A 14,399-nucleotide genomic window follows, 5' to 3' on the forward strand; every position below is an offset into this window, starting at 1 on the left:
CACGCGTCAGTGCATCGTCGGTGCGGGTGCGCCCTCGGGCACGGCCGGACGGCGGACCATCGCGGACGTGGCGATCCCGAACAGCGAGATGACCGCGCCGACCAGGAACGCCGTCTTCACGCCCGACGCCGTCGCCGCGGCGAGGCCGGACGCACCGCCGCCCGCCGCCGCGCCCGACGCGCCGATGGTGAGCAGCGTCACGAAGAGCGCCGTGCCCGCGGCACCGGCGAGCTGCTGGGCCGTGCCGAGGACCGCGCTGCCGTGCGAGTACAGCTTCGGCGGCAGACCGCCGAGCGCCGCGGTGAACAGCGGCGTGAACGTGAGGGCGAGTCCGATGCTCAGCACGACGTGCGCACCCAGCACGAACCACACGCTCGTGTGGACGCCCACGGTCGAGAGTGCCCAGAGCACGGCGCTGACGATGATCGAGCCCGGGACGAGCAGTACCCGCGGACCACGGCGGTCGTAGATCCGGCCGACGACGGGGGACAGCAGACCCATGACCAGCCCGCCGGGGAGCAGCAGCAGGCCCACGCGGAGGACGTCGAGCCCGAGCACCCGCTCGAGGTAGATCGGGAGCAGGATCAGCGTGCCGAACATCGCGACGAAGCTGAGCGCCATGGCGACGATCGGGATCGTGAAGCCGCGCGTCCGGAACGTACGGAGGTCGAGCAGCGCGTTGTCCGAGCGCTGGAGGCGGGTCTGCCGGAACACGAAGAGGCCGAGTGCGACGACGCCCACGACGAGCGCCAGGACCGGGACGAGCGGGCCGGTCGTCGCGGCCTCGCCGATGCTCGACAGGCCGTAGACGACCCCGCCGAACGCGAAGGCGGACAGCACGACGGAGAGCACGTCGAGCGGGGCCCTGCGCGGCGTCGACACGTTCCGCACCTTGACCATGCCGAGGACGAGTGCGGCGACGGCGATCGGCAGGACGAAGCCGAACAGCCAACGCCACGAGAACGCGTTGAGGATGAGGCCCGAGATGGTCGGGCCGATCGCCGGGGCGACGGAGATGACGATCGAGATGTTCCCCATCACGCGGCCGCGGTGTGCCGGCTCGATGAGGGTCAGCACGGTCGTCATGAGGAGCGGCATCATGATCGCCGTCCCGCTGGCCTGCACGATGCGGCCGAGGAGCAGCATCGTGAACCCCGGCGCGAGCAGGGCGATCAGGGTGCCCGCGGAGAAGAGGCTCATCGCCCAGACGAACACCGGCCGCGTGTTGAACCGCTGCAGCAGGAACCCGGTGATCGGGATGACGACCGCCATGGTCAGGAGGAAACCCGTGGTCAGCCACTGACCGGTGGCCGCGCTGATCCCGAGGTCGTCCATGAGGCGGGGCAGGGCGACACCCATGATCGTCTCGTTGAGGATGACGACGAACGCGGAGACGAGCAGCAGCCCGATCACCAGGCGGGTCTCGCCGGCGGACGGTCGGGGGACGCTCCCCGTGCGGGGTGTGGAATCGACGGCCTGGGACATGCGGGGCTCCTGGTGGATCGCGACTGGTCGTACGAGGGGCGCGAGACGCGCTGACAGGGCAACCGTCTGAGTGGATTCGATTATTCCGCTCACCGGTGACATCGACGAGCGGGAATCCGGGAGCGGTCAGTGCAGGATCGAGAACCCCTCCGCGTCGCCGTGTGGCTCCACGGTCCGGCAGGTCACGTCGGTCACCGTCGCGGAGGGCGGGCCCGTCCGGATGAAGGTCATCAGCGCGTCGACCGCCGGGGCCGGTCCCTCCGCCTCGACCTCGACCGTGCCGTCGAACAGGTTCCTGGCGTACCCGGCGAGTTCCAGCCCGTCGGCCTTCCGCGCGGTCCAGTACCGGAAACCGACCCCCTGGACCGTCCCCGACACCACGGCGTGCACCCTCGTCACCGTCGTCATGCAGCTCAATGTAGGCGCGCTCCCCGGGCAGGAGTTTTCGCCGCTGTTTCCGTCTCGTGAAAGCCGGTGATAGTGTCATCCCAACCCGAACACTTCGAGTCAACATGACACTATCAAGCTCATCACGCAGTGAACCCTCCATCCGCGTCGCGGTCTCGACCGTGATCGTCGCGCTGCGCCGGCACCCGGACACGGGTGCGCCGGCGCTGTGGATGCCGCTCGTGCGCCGCGTGGCCGAGCCGTTCGAGGGGTTGTGGGCGCTGCCCGGCGGCTGGGTGCAGCCGGACGAGGGGCTCGAGGCCTCCGCCGCGGCCCGCCTCCGCGAGACGACCAACGTGCAGCCGCGGTACCTCGAGCAGCTCTACGCGTTCGGTGACGTCGACCGCTCCCCGAACCGGGTCGTGTCGATCGTGTACTGGGCCCTCGTGCACCAGGACGAGGCGAGCTCCGTGCCCGAGGACTGGAACGTGCGCTGGTTCCTGGCCGACGAGCACCCGCCGCTGGCGTTCGACCACGACCGCATCGTCGAGTACGCGCTCTGGCGGCTCCGCAACAAGATGTCGTACTCCCGGATCGCCCAGGCGTTCCTGGGGGACCGGTTCACCCTCGCCGAACTCCGCGGCGTGTACGAGGCGGTGCTCGGCCGTGCGCTCGACCCCGCGAACTTCCGTCGCCAGGTCGAGAAGACCGACGCGATCCTGCCGACGGACGAGACAACGAGCGGGGACCGGCACCGCCCGGCCCGGCTGTACCGCTCGAACCCCGACCTGGCCTACGCGGACAACGGCCCGCTGCAGCAGGGCAAGAAGCCGAAGAACCGATAGGAACCGACGTGTCCATCGCCACCACCATCGAACGCATCTCCAACGGTCGGGCAACCGGCAGCACCTGCACGCCCGACCTCGCGATGCCCACCTGGGACTTCGACGCCCTGCCCGGCTACGGTCCGGGTTCCTCGATGTCCGACGTCATCCCCACCTCCGCGCCGCGGCAGGGCGCCATCCCGGACGAGTACAAGCACGCACCGGTGGACGAACTGCACGGGCGCATCGAGCGGGCGAAGGCGACCCTGGGCGACCGGGTCGTGGTGCTCGGCCACTTCTACCAGCGCGACGAGGTCGTCCGGCACGCGGACTTCCTCGGCGACTCGTTCCAGCTCGCCAACGCGGCGCTGACGAAACCCGACGCCGAGGCGATCGTGTTCTGCGGCGTGCACTTCATGGCGGAGACGGCGGACATCCTCGCCCGGGACGACCAGCGCGTCATCCTGCCGAACCTCGCCGCCGGGTGCTCGATGGCGGACATGGCCGACATCGACAGCGTCGAGGCCGCCTGGGCCGAGCTCACGGCCGTGTACGGCACCGAGCCGGACGCCGACGGCCGCGTGCCGGTCATCCCCGTCACGTACATGAACTCCGCGGCCGACCTCAAGGCGTTCTGCGGCCGGAACGGCGGGATCGTCTGCACGTCCTCAAACGCGGCGACCGTCCTCGAGTGGGCGTTCGAACGCGGGCGGCGGGTGCTGTTCTTCCCCGACCAGCACCTCGGCCGGAACACCGCGAAGGCCATGGGGATCAGCACCGACCGCATGCCGATGTGGAACCCCCGTCGGGAACGAGGTGGCAACACGGTCGAGGACCTCGAAGCAGCCGAGGTGATCCTCTGGCACGGCTTCTGCTCGGTGCACCGTCGGTTCACCGTCGACCAGATCGACCAGGCCCGGCGGGACCACCCCGGCGTGCAGGTCATCGTCCACCCGGAGTGCCCGATGGCCGTCGTCGACGCCGCGGACGCCGCCGGCAGCACCGACCTCATCCGGAAGACCGTGGCCGCCGCGACCGAACCGACGACGTTCGCGATCGGCACCGAGATCAACATGGTGAACCGGCTCGCCGCCGAGTACCCGCAGCACACGATCTTCTGCCTCGATCCCGTGGTGTGCCCCTGCTCGACCATGTACCGGATCCACCCGGGCTACCTCGCGTGGGTGCTCGAGGCGCTCGTCGCCGGCGAGGTGCTCAACGAGATCGTCGTCCCCGCCGACGTGCAGGCCGACGCCAAGGTCGCGCTCGAGCGCATGCTCGCCGCGAAGCCGCGCGACTGACGGAACGGGGAACAGACAGTGCACGTCGTCATCGTCGGCTCCGGCATCGCCGGACTGACCGCGGCGATCCGCGCGAGCGCCCGCCACGACGTCACCCTCGTGACGAAGGGCGCGCTCACCGACGGTGCGACCGCGTACGCCCAGGGCGGTGTCGCTGTCGCACTCGGCGCCGACGACTCCGCGTCCCTCCACCAGGCGGACACCCACGTCGCGGCGGTCGGCAGCGCCGACGTCCGCGCCGTCGAGGTGCTCTGCACGGACGGCCCGGCCAGGGTGCGGGACCTGCTGTCGCTCGGCGTCCCGTTCGACCGCACCTCCGACCCGTCGAGCCTCGACCGGTACGGCGACGACCTGGCCCGGGGGCGCGAGGCGGCGCACGGCCGGTGGCGGGTCGTGCACGCCGACGGCGACGCGACCGGCGCCGCGATCGAGCGCACCCTCGTGGACGCCCTGCACCGCCGGCACGTCACGATCCTCGAACGCACCTGCCTCACCGACCTCGTCGTCCGCGACGGCGCGGTCGTCGGGGTCGAGGTCCTCGACCTGCTCGGCGAGCCCCGACGGCTCGACGCGGACGCCGTCGTGCTCGCCTCCGGCGGCGCCGGACACCTCTACCGCGAGACGACGAACCCGCTCGTCGCGACCGGTGACGGGCAGGCGGCCGCCTGGCGTGCCGGTGCCGTCCTCGCCGACCTCGAGTTCGTCCAGTTCCACCCCACCCGGCTCGCCGTCCCCGGGGGCGGGCTCGTCTCCGAGGCCGTGCGCGGCGAGGGTGCGGTCCTCCGTGACGCCCGGGGTCGGCGCTTCATGACGGGGATCCACCCGGACGCGGAGCTCGCACCGCGCGACGTCGTGGCGCGGGGGATCGCCGCCGCGGTACGGGACCAGGACGGGGAACCGGTGCTCCTCGACGCGACCGGACTCGACCCGGCCTTCCTCGTCGCCCGGTTCCCCGGACTCACCCGAGCGACGCGCGCGGCCGGCTTCGACTGGACCCGCGAGGCCGTCCCGGTCGCGCCGGCCGCCCACTACTCGATGGGTGGGATCGCCACCGACGCCGAGGGCCGCACGAGCGTCCCGGGCCTCCTCGCGATCGGCGAGGTCGCGTGCACCGGCGTCCACGGCGCGAACCGGCTCGCCTCGAACTCCCTCCTCGAGGGACTCGTCTTCGCCGTCCGCGCTGCGGACGCGCTGGACGCGCCGCGACCCGGCAGGCTGCGCCTGCGCGGCGACGCGGATCTCCACGTCACCACCGTGAGCAGCGCGGCCGACGCGATCCGCGCCTCCAGTCCGACCGACTTCGTCCACGTCCGCCAGGTGGTCCAGTCCGTCATGACCGACCGGGTGGGTCTGCTCCGCGACGCGGCCGGACTCGCGGTCGCGCGCCGCGCCCTCGACGGTCTCACCGTCGCGGACCCGATCGGCGTCCGAGACCACGAGGACCGTGCACTGCTCGACCTCGCCCGGATCACGGCGCTCGCCGCCGAGACCCGCACCGAGTCCCGCGGCGCCCACGCCCGCACCGACCACCCCGAAACCGACCCCACCGCACCCGCGTCGTACGCGTGGGTCGCCCAGCACGCCGCCGTCCCGCAGGAGGTACCCGCATGACCCTCGACCCCGGCACCATCCCGCCGCACGCCCTCCGCAGGGTCATCGAGACCGCGCTCGAGGAGGACGCACCCTGGGGCGACGTCACGAGCGAGACCCTCATCCCGGCCGACGCGACCGCGACGGCGACCCTCGCCGCGCGCGAACCGGGCGTCCTGAGCGGCGGCGGCGTGTTCGTCGCGGTCATGCACGCCGTCGACCCGACGATCGACGCGATCGTGCACGTGCCGGACGGCAGCAGGTTCGCCGCCGGGGACGTCCTCGCCACGGTGAGCGGCCCGGCGCGTGCCGTGCTCCGCGCCGAGCGGGTCGCGCTCAACCTCGCGCAGCGCATGTCCGGCGTCGCGACCGCGACCGCGCAGTACGTCGCAGCGGTCTCCGGGACGAGCGCCCGGATCGTCGACACGAGGAAGACGACGCCCGGGCTGCGGGCGCTCGAACGGTACGCGGTGCGGTGCGGTGGGGGCCACAACCACCGGAGCTCGCTGTCGGACGCCGTGCTCGCCAAGGACAACCACCTGGCCGTGCTCCTCGCCGGCGGCATCGGCATCGGTGACGCCGTCCGAGCCGCCCGGGAGCGCATCGGCCACACGGTGCACCTCGAGGTCGAGGTGGACCGGATCGACCAGATCGAACCCGTCGTCGCGGCCGGCGTGGACACGATCATGCTCGACAACTTCACCCCGTCCGAACTCGAGGCCGGCATCGCACTCGTCGCCGGTCGGGCACTCGTCGAGGCCTCCGGCGGCGTGTCCCTCGACACCGTCGCCGCGATCGCCGCAACGGGTGTCGACGTGATCTCCGTGGGGGCGCTCACACACTCCGCGCGGGCGCTCGACCTCGGACTCGACATCGACGTCGACGTCGCCGGTGCGGATGCCGGTGCCGCTCCCACCGAGGGCTGACGTGTTCTACCTCGACCGCGCGGCCACGACCCCGGTGCGCCGCGAGGTGCTCGAGGCGATGTGGCCGTACCTGACCGGCACCTTCGGCAACCCGTCGTCGACCCACGGTGTCGGAGACGCCGCCGCCCGTGGCCTCGCCGACGCCCGGGCCGCCGTCGCCGCGGTGCTCGGGTGCCGTCCGGCCGAGGTCGTCTTCACCACCGGCGGCACCGAGGGCGCGAACACCGCCGTGAAGGGCATCGCGCTCGCCGCACCCCGGGGACGACACGTCGTCACGAGCGCGATCGAGCACGAGGCGGTGCTGGAGAGCTGCCGGTACCTCGAACGGTTCCACGGCTTCGACGTCACGGTGTTGCCGGTCGACGCCGAGGGGCTCGTCGACCCCTCCGTGCTCGCGGGGGCGCTCCGGCCGGACACCACGCTCGTGTCCATCGCGCACGCCGACAACGAGATCGGGACGGTGCAGGACGTCCGGGCGCTCGCCGCGGTCGCCCACGAGGTCGGCGCGCGCTTCCACACCGACGCGGTGCAGTCGGCGCCGTGGCTTCCCGTCGGGCTCGATGTGCTCGGGGTCGACGCCGTGTCGCTGTCCGGGCACAAGCTCGGCGCCCCGAAGGGCACCGGGGTGCTCGCCGTGCGTGCCGGCGTGCCGCTCGAACCGCTGCTGCACGGCGGCGGCCAGGAACGGGGGAGACGTTCGGGCACCGAGGACGTCGCCGGCGCCGTGGCCGTCGCGACGGCGTTCGCGCTCGTCGCCGGGGTACAGGACGCTTCGGCATCGATCGCGACCGCGACGCGGGACGCCGTGCTCGACGGGGTGCTCGCCGCGGTCCCGGACGCGTTCGTCACCGGCTCGCGGACCTCGCGGCTGCCCGGGCACGCATCGTTCTGCTTCCCGGGCGTCAACGGCGAGGCCGTGCTGGTCGAACTGGAGCAGCGGGACGTCGTGTCGTCCGCCGGCAGTGCGTGCGCGGCCGGCAGCACCGAGGCCTCCCACGTGCTCACGGCCCTCGGCCTGCCGGAGGACGTGGCCCGGACGGCGCTCCGTCTGAGCTTCGACGGGAGCCTCACCGCGTCGGACGTGCCGGTGGTCGTGCGTGCCGTCCGTGACGCCGTGGCGGCCGTCCGGACGCTCGCCTGAGTCCCAGGTGGGGTGTACTAGACGTTCTACTCCATGAGTGGGGTCGTGTCCCCCCTTATGCGGACCGGCGAAGTACGCCAGAGTGTTCACATGGCAAACGCGATGACGACTCGGGCCCGGCAGGAGGACCACTTCCGGGCGGTCCAGCTCCTCCCCGCACCCGCGACGGTCGTCGCGCTCGTCCTGGCCGCACAGCACGACCTCGGTACCGCCCCGCTCGGGCTCATCGCCGTCGTCGGAGCACTGGCGACCATCGGGAGTGCGCTGCTCCCCATGGTCCGACCCGCCGCGGCCCGACGGTCGATGCCCGCACCGACCGAGACAGACCGGTACCGAGAGGACACCGAACACCCTTGAGGACCAGCACCGACGAGTCCGAACCCCTGCGGACCCGACGGTGCGACGAGCCGGACGCTCGCCCCTGATCCGCGTCCGGCGCGGGACACGACACCCCCTGATACGTCGTGTCCCGCAGTACCTGCGACCCGTCGTGGGCGCGGGCGCCGCTTCCCCTGCGCGGCGCCCGGCCCCCTCTGCCCACGACGGGTCCCGGTGAACACCCCGCCGTGGGCACCGCCCCGCCGCGGTACGGTGAGCCCGTGCCCTCCTACCGCGTGACCCTCGCCGTCGGAGCGCTCGCACCCGGTACGGCACCCGCTGCGGTCCTGCCCGAAGCGGCCCGTCTGGTGGCCGAGCTCACGGTGGTCGAAGCTCAGGACGTCCGGCTGCTCCGAGGTGTCCCGTGCGCCGTCGTCCGGTTCGAGGCACCGGAGGACGACGTGGCCCTGACGGTCGCCGAGCACGCCGTCGACGGGCTGGGGAGCACCGCCGAGGTCCGTTCCGCCATCGTCACCCGGCGAGACGGCCCGCGCTGGACGCCCGTCCGCTGACCGGCCAGATGTACTCGAGGTCGTCGGGGACGTCGGGGAACAGCGGCCGGTAGTGCTCCGGCGCCTTCTGCACGAGCTTCGACCGGTGCGAGCGGTGCACGGCCGGGTCGTCGTTCCACGGCGGGAACGGGTGGTCGCCGCGCTCGTACGCCACGAGGTCCTCCGGCACGAGGGCCAGGTCCGCGAGCGTCTTCCCCAGGCAGGTGTCCGCGTACCCGCGCTCGGTCCAGACCCGGCACGTGGCGTCCTGGTACGCCATCAGCGCCGGGCGGTACCCGCGCCACATCGCCACGACCGGGTGGCGCTGCCAGCCGTAGTCCGGCAGCGTCAGCGCACGCATCACCTGCAGCGTCTCGACCCGCTGCTTGCCGAGCCGCCGGTCGTCGAGCACCTCGGCGGAGGCGCGGAAGTCCGGGTACGGCAGGAACGTCTGCATGCGCCGGACGGTACGCGGGAGCGATCGGACCTCGACACATGTCGTCACAACCGGACCGCTCCGAGGACATGCGTGTGAGCATCGACCGCATGAGCGGAGAACTCGTCGTCGGTGTCAGCGGCAGCCCCTCGGACCCCTCGCGGACGTCCACGCTGGTGGCTGCGACGGTGGCGCGCCTCGGCCAGGAGATCGAGGGCGCGCGGACCGAGACGATCGAGATCGGGCCGCTGCTGGCGGACCTGGGCGCGGCGCCCTCGCGCGAGGCGATGTCGGCCCGCACGCGGCTCGCACTCGAGACGGTCGAGGCCGCGGACGTCCTCGTCGTGGGCAGCCCGGCGTTCCGGGCCGCGTACTCCGGCGCGTTCAAGCTCTTCTTCGACTGGATCGGGCAGTACGACCTCGTGGACACGCCGGTGCTCCTGACCGCGACGGGCGGCAGTGACCGGCACGCACTGCTCGTCGAACACCAGATGCGCCCGCTGTTCGGCTTCTTCCAGTCGACGACGCTGCCGATCGGCGTCTTCGGTAACGAGCGCGACTTCGCCAAGCGCGAGGGCGGCTACGACATCGCGAACGTCGACCTCGAGCTCCGCATCGACCAGGCCGTGCACCGCGCGCTCCCGCTCATCCGCGGGGGCTTCGCGACGGCCGGTGCCGCCGAGGTCCGGCGTCCCGCCGAATTCTGACCCGCGCGCGGCGCGCAGGAGTGCCGCCGCGCGGATGCGGAACGCGCCGAGTGACGGACGGGAGGCGCGGTGCGAGCTGGCACCGTCCCTCCAGACACGGCCGTCACCCCGCTGGCGCGGTGCGCCGGTACCGGCTGGTGGGACCCACCTCCAGTCCGCCCCGACTCAGCCCTGCAGGGACGCGACGTGCGCGACCGCCAGACGGTACCCGTCCGGGCCGGCGCCGGCGATGACCGCCGTCGCGGCGGTCGCCACGTGGTCCACGTGCCGGAAGGGCTCCCGCTTCCAGGTGTTCGAGAGGTGCACCTCGACGACCGGGACGGACAGGGCCTCGACCGCATCGTGCAGCGCGACGGAGGTGTGGGCGTAGGCGGCCGGGTTGATGACCACGCCCACGAAGTCGTCGAGCGCCTCGTGCAGCCACTCCACGAGCTCGCCCTCGCGGTTCGTCTGCCGGAAGTCCGCTTCGAACCCGTGCACCGCGGCCTCGGTGTGGACGATCGCCTCGATCTCGGCGAGCGTGACGGTGCCGTACTGCGCCGGATCGCGTCGTCCGAGGATGTCGAGGTTGGGGCCGTTGAGGACGAGGATGCGCGGCTGCTCGGTCATGTCGCGAGCCTACCGGCGGTCATTTCGTCGTCCCCCGGTTCAATGACACATGCAAGGGCTATGTGAACGGTCACAATAGGCCACCGCGCGGATCGGCGCAAAAGTTACAGAACGGTACTGCTGGGGTAGTGTCCCCCGATGGACCTGCGCAGACGCGGGTCGTGCAAACACATCGACGTGGAGTGTGAATGGTTCTCGCTGCAGCGAACAACGGGATCCGGCTCGATCTGGGCTGGGTCGACTACCTGATGATCATCGTGTACTTCGCGGTCGTCATCGGCATCGGGTTCACCGCCCGCCGGCAGGTCCGGACGAGCATGGACTTCTTCCTCTCGGGCAGGTCCATGCCCGCGTGGATCACGGGCCTCGCGTTCGTGTCCGCGAACCTCGGCGCGACCGAGATCCTCGGCATGGCCGCCAACGGTGCCCAGATCGGCATGGCGACCCTGCACTACTACCTCGTCGGCGCCGTGCCCGCGATGGTGTTCCTCGGGCTCGTGATGATGCCCTTCTACTACGGCTCCAAGGTCCGCTCGGTACCGGAGTTCATGCTGCGGCGGTTCGGCAAGGCCCCGCACCTGGTGAACTCGATCGCGTTCGCGGTGTCGAACGTCCTCATCGCGGGCATCAACCTGTACGCGATGGCGATCGTCATCGAGGCGATGCTCGGCTGGCCGGAGTGGCTCGCCATCATCGTCTCCGCGGGCTTCGTGCTCGTCTACATCACCCTCGGTGGGCTCTCGAGCGCGATCTACAACGAGGTCATGCAGTTCTTCGTCATCATCGCCGGGCTCATCCCGCTGACGATCGTCGGTCTGCACCGCGTCGGCGGCTGGGACGGGCTCACCACCGCAATCACCAAGACGCAGGGCGTGCAGCACCTGCAGGCATGGGCCGGCACCGGCTTCGGTGACGTCACCAACCCGATCGGTGCGAACTGGCTCGCGATCGTGCTCGGCCTCGGCTTCGTGCTCGGCTTCGGCTACTGGACGACGAACTTCACCGAGGTGCAGCGCGCGTTCTCCGCGAAGAACATGTCGGCCGCCCGACGGACCCCGCTCATCGCCGCGATCCCGAAGCTGTTCATCCCGGCCATCGTCGTCATCCCCGGCCTCATCGCCGCGGCCGTCGTCGGCAACCAGTTCGCCTCCGGCGCGCTCGACTACAACGACGCGATCCCGAAGCTCATCCAGATGTACCTGCCGACCGGCGTGCTCGGCGTCGCCGTGACGGGCCTCCTCGCGTCGTTCATGGCCGGCATGGCGGCGAACGTCTCGTCGTTCAACACCGTCTTCACGTACGACATCTGGCAGCGCTACATCAAGCCGAACATGCCGGACGTCCACTACCTGAAGACCGGTCGCTGGGTGACCGTCGTCGGAGTCCTCGTCGGCATCGCGACCGCGTTCATCGCCGCGCAGGCGTCGAACATCATGACGTACATGCAGACGCTGTTCTCGTTCTTCAACGCGCCGCTGTTCGCCGTGTTCATCCTCGGTCTGCTCTGGAAGCGGATGACCACGCAGGGTGCGCTCTGGGGGTACATCCTCGGCATCGTGACGCCGACGATCACGTGGATCGCCTACCTCGTCAACCCGAAGCTGTTCGCCACGGGAACGGCCGAGACGCTCTACGGCGCGATCATCTCGTTCGTCACGGTGCTCGTCGTCGGGTTCGTCGTGTCGATGTTCACGAAGCCGAAGGCCGAGAAGGAGCTGGGCGGCCTGGTGTACGGCGTCGGCAAGATCGACCTGCACGGGGACTCCGTCGCGACCGACACCGCCTGGTACCGCTCGCCGGCGCTGCTCGGCACCGTGGCGCTCGTGCTGTGCGTCGTCCTCTACCTCCCGTTCCTCTGATCACACGAAGGAGATCTCCCATGAGCGACACCAACACCGCCATGACCGAGGAGCAGAAGGCCGCCCTCGTCCGGTCCACCCGCCGACTCGACCTGCGCCGCATCCTCGGCGGACTCTTCGTGGTCTACGGCGTCATCACGACCATCGTCGGCATCGTCCACTGGGACACCGACCCCGAGAAGACCGGTGGCATCCACATCAACCTGTGGGTCGGGCTGTCGATGCTCGTCGGCGGGCTGCTGTTCTTCCTCTGGGACCGGCTGAACCCCGTCCCGGCGGAGGACATCATCGGTCAGGCCGAGGCCGAGGAGCACCAGAAGGCGGCCGGCGAGGGTCGCGAGCTCGCCTGATCCTGCTGCCCTGACTGGAGGCGCGGTGCCGGCTGGCACCGCGCCTCCCGTCCGTCTCGGCGCCGCTTGACGGCGTGTCTCACGAGAACTAGTATTGACATGTCGGTCGGGTGCTCTCGGTCGAAAGTGATCCCCGGAAGACCTGCAGCCAGCGCGGGGCCCGGGGATTTGCGCTGTCCGGAGCAGGCGAGGTCACGCCACCACGATCTCCTGCGCGCGATCGTCGTCCCGGAGCGCTCCGGTGCCGTGCGCGCCGCATGCGATGTCCGCGAGTGCGAGAAGCGGTTCGTCCGCTCCCCGGACGTGCTCGTGTCGCAGCGACCTGCCGAGGCCGCTGCCGCGGATGGCATCGAGCATTCGCCGGTCGCCACGGTCGGCGTGGGGGCCGCGCGATTCGAGAACCAGGTGCCGTACGCCCCGGGCGTCGAGTTCGAACACGAGGCGCTCGAGGCAACGTCGCCGACGGCGCTCTGGCCTCGCCGGGGCACCGTCGTACCGGATCACGAGGATCTCGACAGCACGGCGAAGCAGGTCGAGCCACGAGAACCGTTGCGTCGGGAGAGCCTCGTACCAGTGCAACTTCCGCATACGTGCCGGACGCAGCGCTTCCACTGCCCGGCGCGCGTCGTGCTCCTCTGCGACCGTCACCACAACCGCTGCGATGAGGTAGCTCCTGTTGTCGCGGCCGCCGCCCGGCTCTGACTCGTCGACGTACGCGCGCTGCATCGGAGCAGTATATTGCGTTCCAGTTGCTTCGCCGATGAAACGGTTGCGCGCCGGGCGACGGCGCGCCAGGTTGAAGCACGACGACGAAAGGAACCCGCATGGACACGATGGTCTTCATCAACCTGCCCGTCGACGACCTCGAACGGTCGAAGGCCTTCTACGAAGCACTCGGCTACTCGATCAACCCCGCGTTCACCGACGACACGGCCGCCTGTGTCGTGGTCAGCGACACGATCTTCGTCATGGTGCTGACGAAGCCCAAGTTCGCCGAGTTCACCGACAAGACCATCGCCGACCCGAGCTCGATCGAGGTCATCAACTCGCTCAGCGCCCCGTCGAAGGACGACGTGCGCCGGGTGGTCGACGCCGCGGTCGCCGCCGGGGGTACCGAGGACCGCCCCGAGACGGACCTCGGGTTCATGTACCAGCGGAGTTTCACGGACCCGGACGGGCACCGCTGGGAGTACGTGTGGATGGACCCGCAGGCGGCGCAGGACGGTCCGCCCGCCGAGTGATCGCGGAGCCGGGGTGGGCGGTGTCGGCGGCGCCCGCCAGGATGGGCGCATGAGCACCGACCCCGTCGCCGCACCCCCGTCGGACCTCGTCGTCGGGGACGACGGCCTCGCCCGCCCCGTCTGGGCCTCGACGGACGCGCTGCTCCGGGACTACTACGACACCGAGTGGGGCATGCCCGTGCGGGACGAGCGCGGCGTGTTCGAACGGCTCTCGCTCGAGGCGTTCCAGTCCGGCCTGTCGTGGCGGACGATCCTGGCGAAGCGGCCGGCGTTCCGTGCGGCCTTCGCGGACTTCGACGCCGACACGGTGGCCGGGTTCGGCGAGGACGACGTCGCCCGGCTGATGGCGGACGCCGGCATCGTCCGGAACCGGGCGAAGATCCTCGCGACGATCACGAACGCGAACGCCACGGTGGCGCTGCGCGAGGACGGCGGGCTCGCCGAGTTCGTCTGGTCGTTCCGTCCGGAGACGACCCCCGAACCGCACTCGTACGCCGAGGTCCCGACGAAGTCCGACGAGTCCGTCGCGCTGTCGAAGGCACTGCGGAAGCGCGGGTTCGCCTTCGTCGGTCCGACGACGATGTACGCCCTGATGGAGGCGCTCGGCATCGTCGACACGCATCTGGTCGGCAGCCACCGGCGGGGGACCTCGGGCGTCTGGAACTGACCGGGAC

At 71.0% G+C, this 14,399-nt stretch carries 17 protein-coding genes; 12 read left to right on the forward strand and 5 right to left on the reverse strand.

Going from position 1 to position 14,399, the window contains the following annotated elements:
- Positions 1-6: 6 nt before the first annotated feature.
- Positions 7-1,485, reverse strand: a complete 1,479-nt coding sequence (locus HP507_RS15805) for an MDR family MFS transporter (RefSeq protein ID WP_175352740.1) — start codon at positions 1,483-1,485, stop codon at positions 7-9.
- 126 nt (positions 1,486-1,611) lie between these two features.
- Positions 1,612-1,893: an acylphosphatase gene (locus HP507_RS15810; RefSeq protein ID WP_175352741.1), complete on the reverse strand. Its 282-nt coding sequence runs from the start codon at positions 1,891-1,893 to the stop codon at positions 1,612-1,614.
- A gap of 104 nt (positions 1,894-1,997) precedes the next feature.
- Here HP507_RS15810 and HP507_RS15815 point away from each other — a divergent pair, with 104 nt between their 5' ends.
- From HP507_RS15815 to HP507_RS15845, 7 genes are all read left to right on the forward strand, one after another.
- The gene (locus HP507_RS15815) at positions 1,998-2,717 is read left to right on the forward strand and encodes an NUDIX hydrolase (protein WP_175352742.1); all 720 of its coding nucleotides are present in this window, start codon (positions 1,998-2,000) and stop codon (positions 2,715-2,717) included.
- A gap of 8 nt (positions 2,718-2,725) precedes the next feature.
- Entirely contained in the window at positions 2,726-3,997 is a 1,272-nt protein-coding gene (gene nadA / locus HP507_RS15820) for a quinolinate synthase NadA (RefSeq protein ID WP_175352743.1), read from the forward strand.
- An 18-nt stretch (positions 3,998-4,015) separates the two neighbouring features.
- A complete protein-coding gene (gene nadB, locus HP507_RS15825) occupies positions 4,016-5,608 on the forward strand; it encodes an L-aspartate oxidase (RefSeq protein WP_175352744.1) in 1,593 nt (530 codons plus the stop codon).
- Positions 5,605-6,513, forward strand: a complete 909-nt coding sequence (gene nadC, locus HP507_RS15830; protein ID WP_175352745.1) for a carboxylating nicotinate-nucleotide diphosphorylase — start codon at positions 5,605-5,607, stop codon at positions 6,511-6,513. Before nadB ends, nadC begins: the two co-directional genes overlap by 4 nt.
- A 1-nt stretch (position 6,514) precedes the next feature.
- Positions 6,515-7,654: a cysteine desulfurase family protein gene (locus HP507_RS15835; RefSeq protein WP_175352746.1), complete on the forward strand. Its 1,140-nt coding sequence runs from the start codon at positions 6,515-6,517 to the stop codon at positions 7,652-7,654.
- A 90-nt stretch (positions 7,655-7,744) separates the two neighbouring features.
- On the forward strand, positions 7,745-8,011 hold the full coding sequence (locus tag HP507_RS15840) for a hypothetical protein (protein WP_175352747.1): 267 nt from the start codon (positions 7,745-7,747) through the stop codon (positions 8,009-8,011).
- A 242-nt stretch (positions 8,012-8,253) separates the two neighbouring features.
- Entirely contained in the window at positions 8,254-8,544 is a 291-nt protein-coding gene (locus tag HP507_RS15845; protein WP_175352748.1) for a hypothetical protein, read from the forward strand.
- Here HP507_RS15845 and HP507_RS15850 read toward each other — a convergent pair.
- Positions 8,504-8,980, reverse strand: coding sequence for an MSMEG_6728 family protein (locus HP507_RS15850; protein ID WP_175352749.1), 477 nt, complete (start codon positions 8,978-8,980; stop codon positions 8,504-8,506). The genes HP507_RS15845 and HP507_RS15850 overlap by 41 nt on opposite strands.
- A 68-nt stretch (positions 8,981-9,048) precedes the next feature.
- On the opposite strand from HP507_RS15850, the gene HP507_RS15855 reads away from it, so the two are divergent.
- Positions 9,049-9,666: an NAD(P)H-dependent oxidoreductase gene (locus tag HP507_RS15855; RefSeq protein WP_246328543.1), complete on the forward strand. Its 618-nt coding sequence runs from the start codon at positions 9,049-9,051 to the stop codon at positions 9,664-9,666.
- Between the two features lie 165 nt (positions 9,667-9,831).
- Here HP507_RS15855 and aroQ read toward each other — a convergent pair whose 3' ends face one another.
- Positions 9,832-10,275 (reverse strand): type II 3-dehydroquinate dehydratase, encoded by a 444-nt coding sequence (gene aroQ / locus HP507_RS15860; protein ID WP_175352750.1) that lies wholly within the window; start codon positions 10,273-10,275, stop codon positions 9,832-9,834.
- Positions 10,276-10,463: 188 nt separating this feature from the next.
- Between aroQ and HP507_RS15865 the strand changes: the two genes are divergently transcribed.
- Together HP507_RS15865 and HP507_RS15870 are read left to right on the forward strand one after the other, a co-directional pair.
- A complete protein-coding gene (locus HP507_RS15865; protein WP_175352751.1) occupies positions 10,464-12,134 on the forward strand; it encodes a sodium:solute symporter family protein in 1,671 nt (556 codons plus the stop codon).
- Positions 12,135-12,154: 20 nt separating this feature from the next.
- Positions 12,155-12,484, forward strand: coding sequence for a hypothetical protein (locus tag HP507_RS15870; RefSeq protein ID WP_217508853.1), 330 nt, complete (start codon positions 12,155-12,157; stop codon positions 12,482-12,484).
- A 192-nt stretch (positions 12,485-12,676) separates the two neighbouring features.
- On the opposite strand, the gene HP507_RS15875 is transcribed toward HP507_RS15870, so the two are convergent.
- Positions 12,677-13,210 (reverse strand): DUF3800 domain-containing protein, encoded by a 534-nt coding sequence (locus tag HP507_RS15875; protein WP_175352752.1) that lies wholly within the window; start codon positions 13,208-13,210, stop codon positions 12,677-12,679.
- Positions 13,211-13,308: 98 nt separating this feature from the next.
- Between HP507_RS15875 and HP507_RS15880 the strand changes: the two genes are divergently transcribed.
- Together HP507_RS15880 and HP507_RS15885 are read left to right on the forward strand one after the other, a co-directional pair.
- Positions 13,309-13,725 carry a VOC family protein gene (locus tag HP507_RS15880; RefSeq protein WP_175352753.1) on the forward strand — a complete coding sequence of 139 codons (417 nt, stop codon included), beginning with the start codon at positions 13,309-13,311 and terminating at the stop codon, positions 13,723-13,725.
- Positions 13,726-13,774: 49 nt separating this feature from the next.
- The gene (locus HP507_RS15885) at positions 13,775-14,392 is read left to right on the forward strand and encodes a DNA-3-methyladenine glycosylase I (RefSeq protein ID WP_175352754.1); all 618 of its coding nucleotides are present in this window, start codon (positions 13,775-13,777) and stop codon (positions 14,390-14,392) included.
- Positions 14,393-14,399 lie beyond the last annotated feature (7 nt).

The sequence above is a fragment of the Curtobacterium pusillum genome, assembly GCF_013359865.1.
Taxonomy (GTDB): Bacteria; Actinomycetota; Actinomycetes; order Actinomycetales; family Microbacteriaceae; genus Curtobacterium; species Curtobacterium pusillum.

What these genes read in the sequence shown, in the direction of transcription:
- HP507_RS15805 (WP_175352740.1), bottom strand. Translation starts at nt 1,485, where the DNA reads ATGTCCCAGGCCGTCGATTCCACACCCCGCACGGGGAGCGTCCCCCGA.
- HP507_RS15810 (WP_175352741.1), bottom strand. Translation starts at nt 1,893, where the DNA reads ATGACGACGGTGACGAGGGTGCACGCCGTGGTGTCGGGGACGGTCCAG.
- HP507_RS15815 (WP_175352742.1), top strand. Translation starts at nt 1,998, where the DNA reads ATGACACTATCAAGCTCATCACGCAGTGAACCCTCCATCCGCGTCGCG.
- nadC (WP_175352745.1), top strand. Translation starts at nt 5,605, where the DNA reads ATGACCCTCGACCCCGGCACCATCCCGCCGCACGCCCTCCGCAGGGTC.
- HP507_RS15840 (WP_175352747.1), top strand. Translation starts at nt 7,745, where the DNA reads ATGGCAAACGCGATGACGACTCGGGCCCGGCAGGAGGACCACTTCCGG.
- HP507_RS15850 (WP_175352749.1), bottom strand. Translation starts at nt 8,980, where the DNA reads ATGCAGACGTTCCTGCCGTACCCGGACTTCCGCGCCTCCGCCGAGGTG.
- HP507_RS15855 (WP_246328543.1), top strand. Translation starts at nt 9,049, where the DNA reads ATGCGTGTGAGCATCGACCGCATGAGCGGAGAACTCGTCGTCGGTGTC.
- aroQ (WP_175352750.1), bottom strand. Translation starts at nt 10,275, where the DNA reads ATGACCGAGCAGCCGCGCATCCTCGTCCTCAACGGCCCCAACCTCGAC.
- HP507_RS15865 (WP_175352751.1), top strand. Translation starts at nt 10,464, where the DNA reads ATGGTTCTCGCTGCAGCGAACAACGGGATCCGGCTCGATCTGGGCTGG.
- HP507_RS15870 (WP_217508853.1), top strand. Translation starts at nt 12,155, where the DNA reads ATGAGCGACACCAACACCGCCATGACCGAGGAGCAGAAGGCCGCCCTC.
- HP507_RS15875 (WP_175352752.1), bottom strand. Translation starts at nt 13,210, where the DNA reads ATGCAGCGCGCGTACGTCGACGAGTCAGAGCCGGGCGGCGGCCGCGAC.
- HP507_RS15880 (WP_175352753.1), top strand. Translation starts at nt 13,309, where the DNA reads ATGGACACGATGGTCTTCATCAACCTGCCCGTCGACGACCTCGAACGG.
- HP507_RS15885 (WP_175352754.1), top strand. Translation starts at nt 13,775, where the DNA reads ATGAGCACCGACCCCGTCGCCGCACCCCCGTCGGACCTCGTCGTCGGG.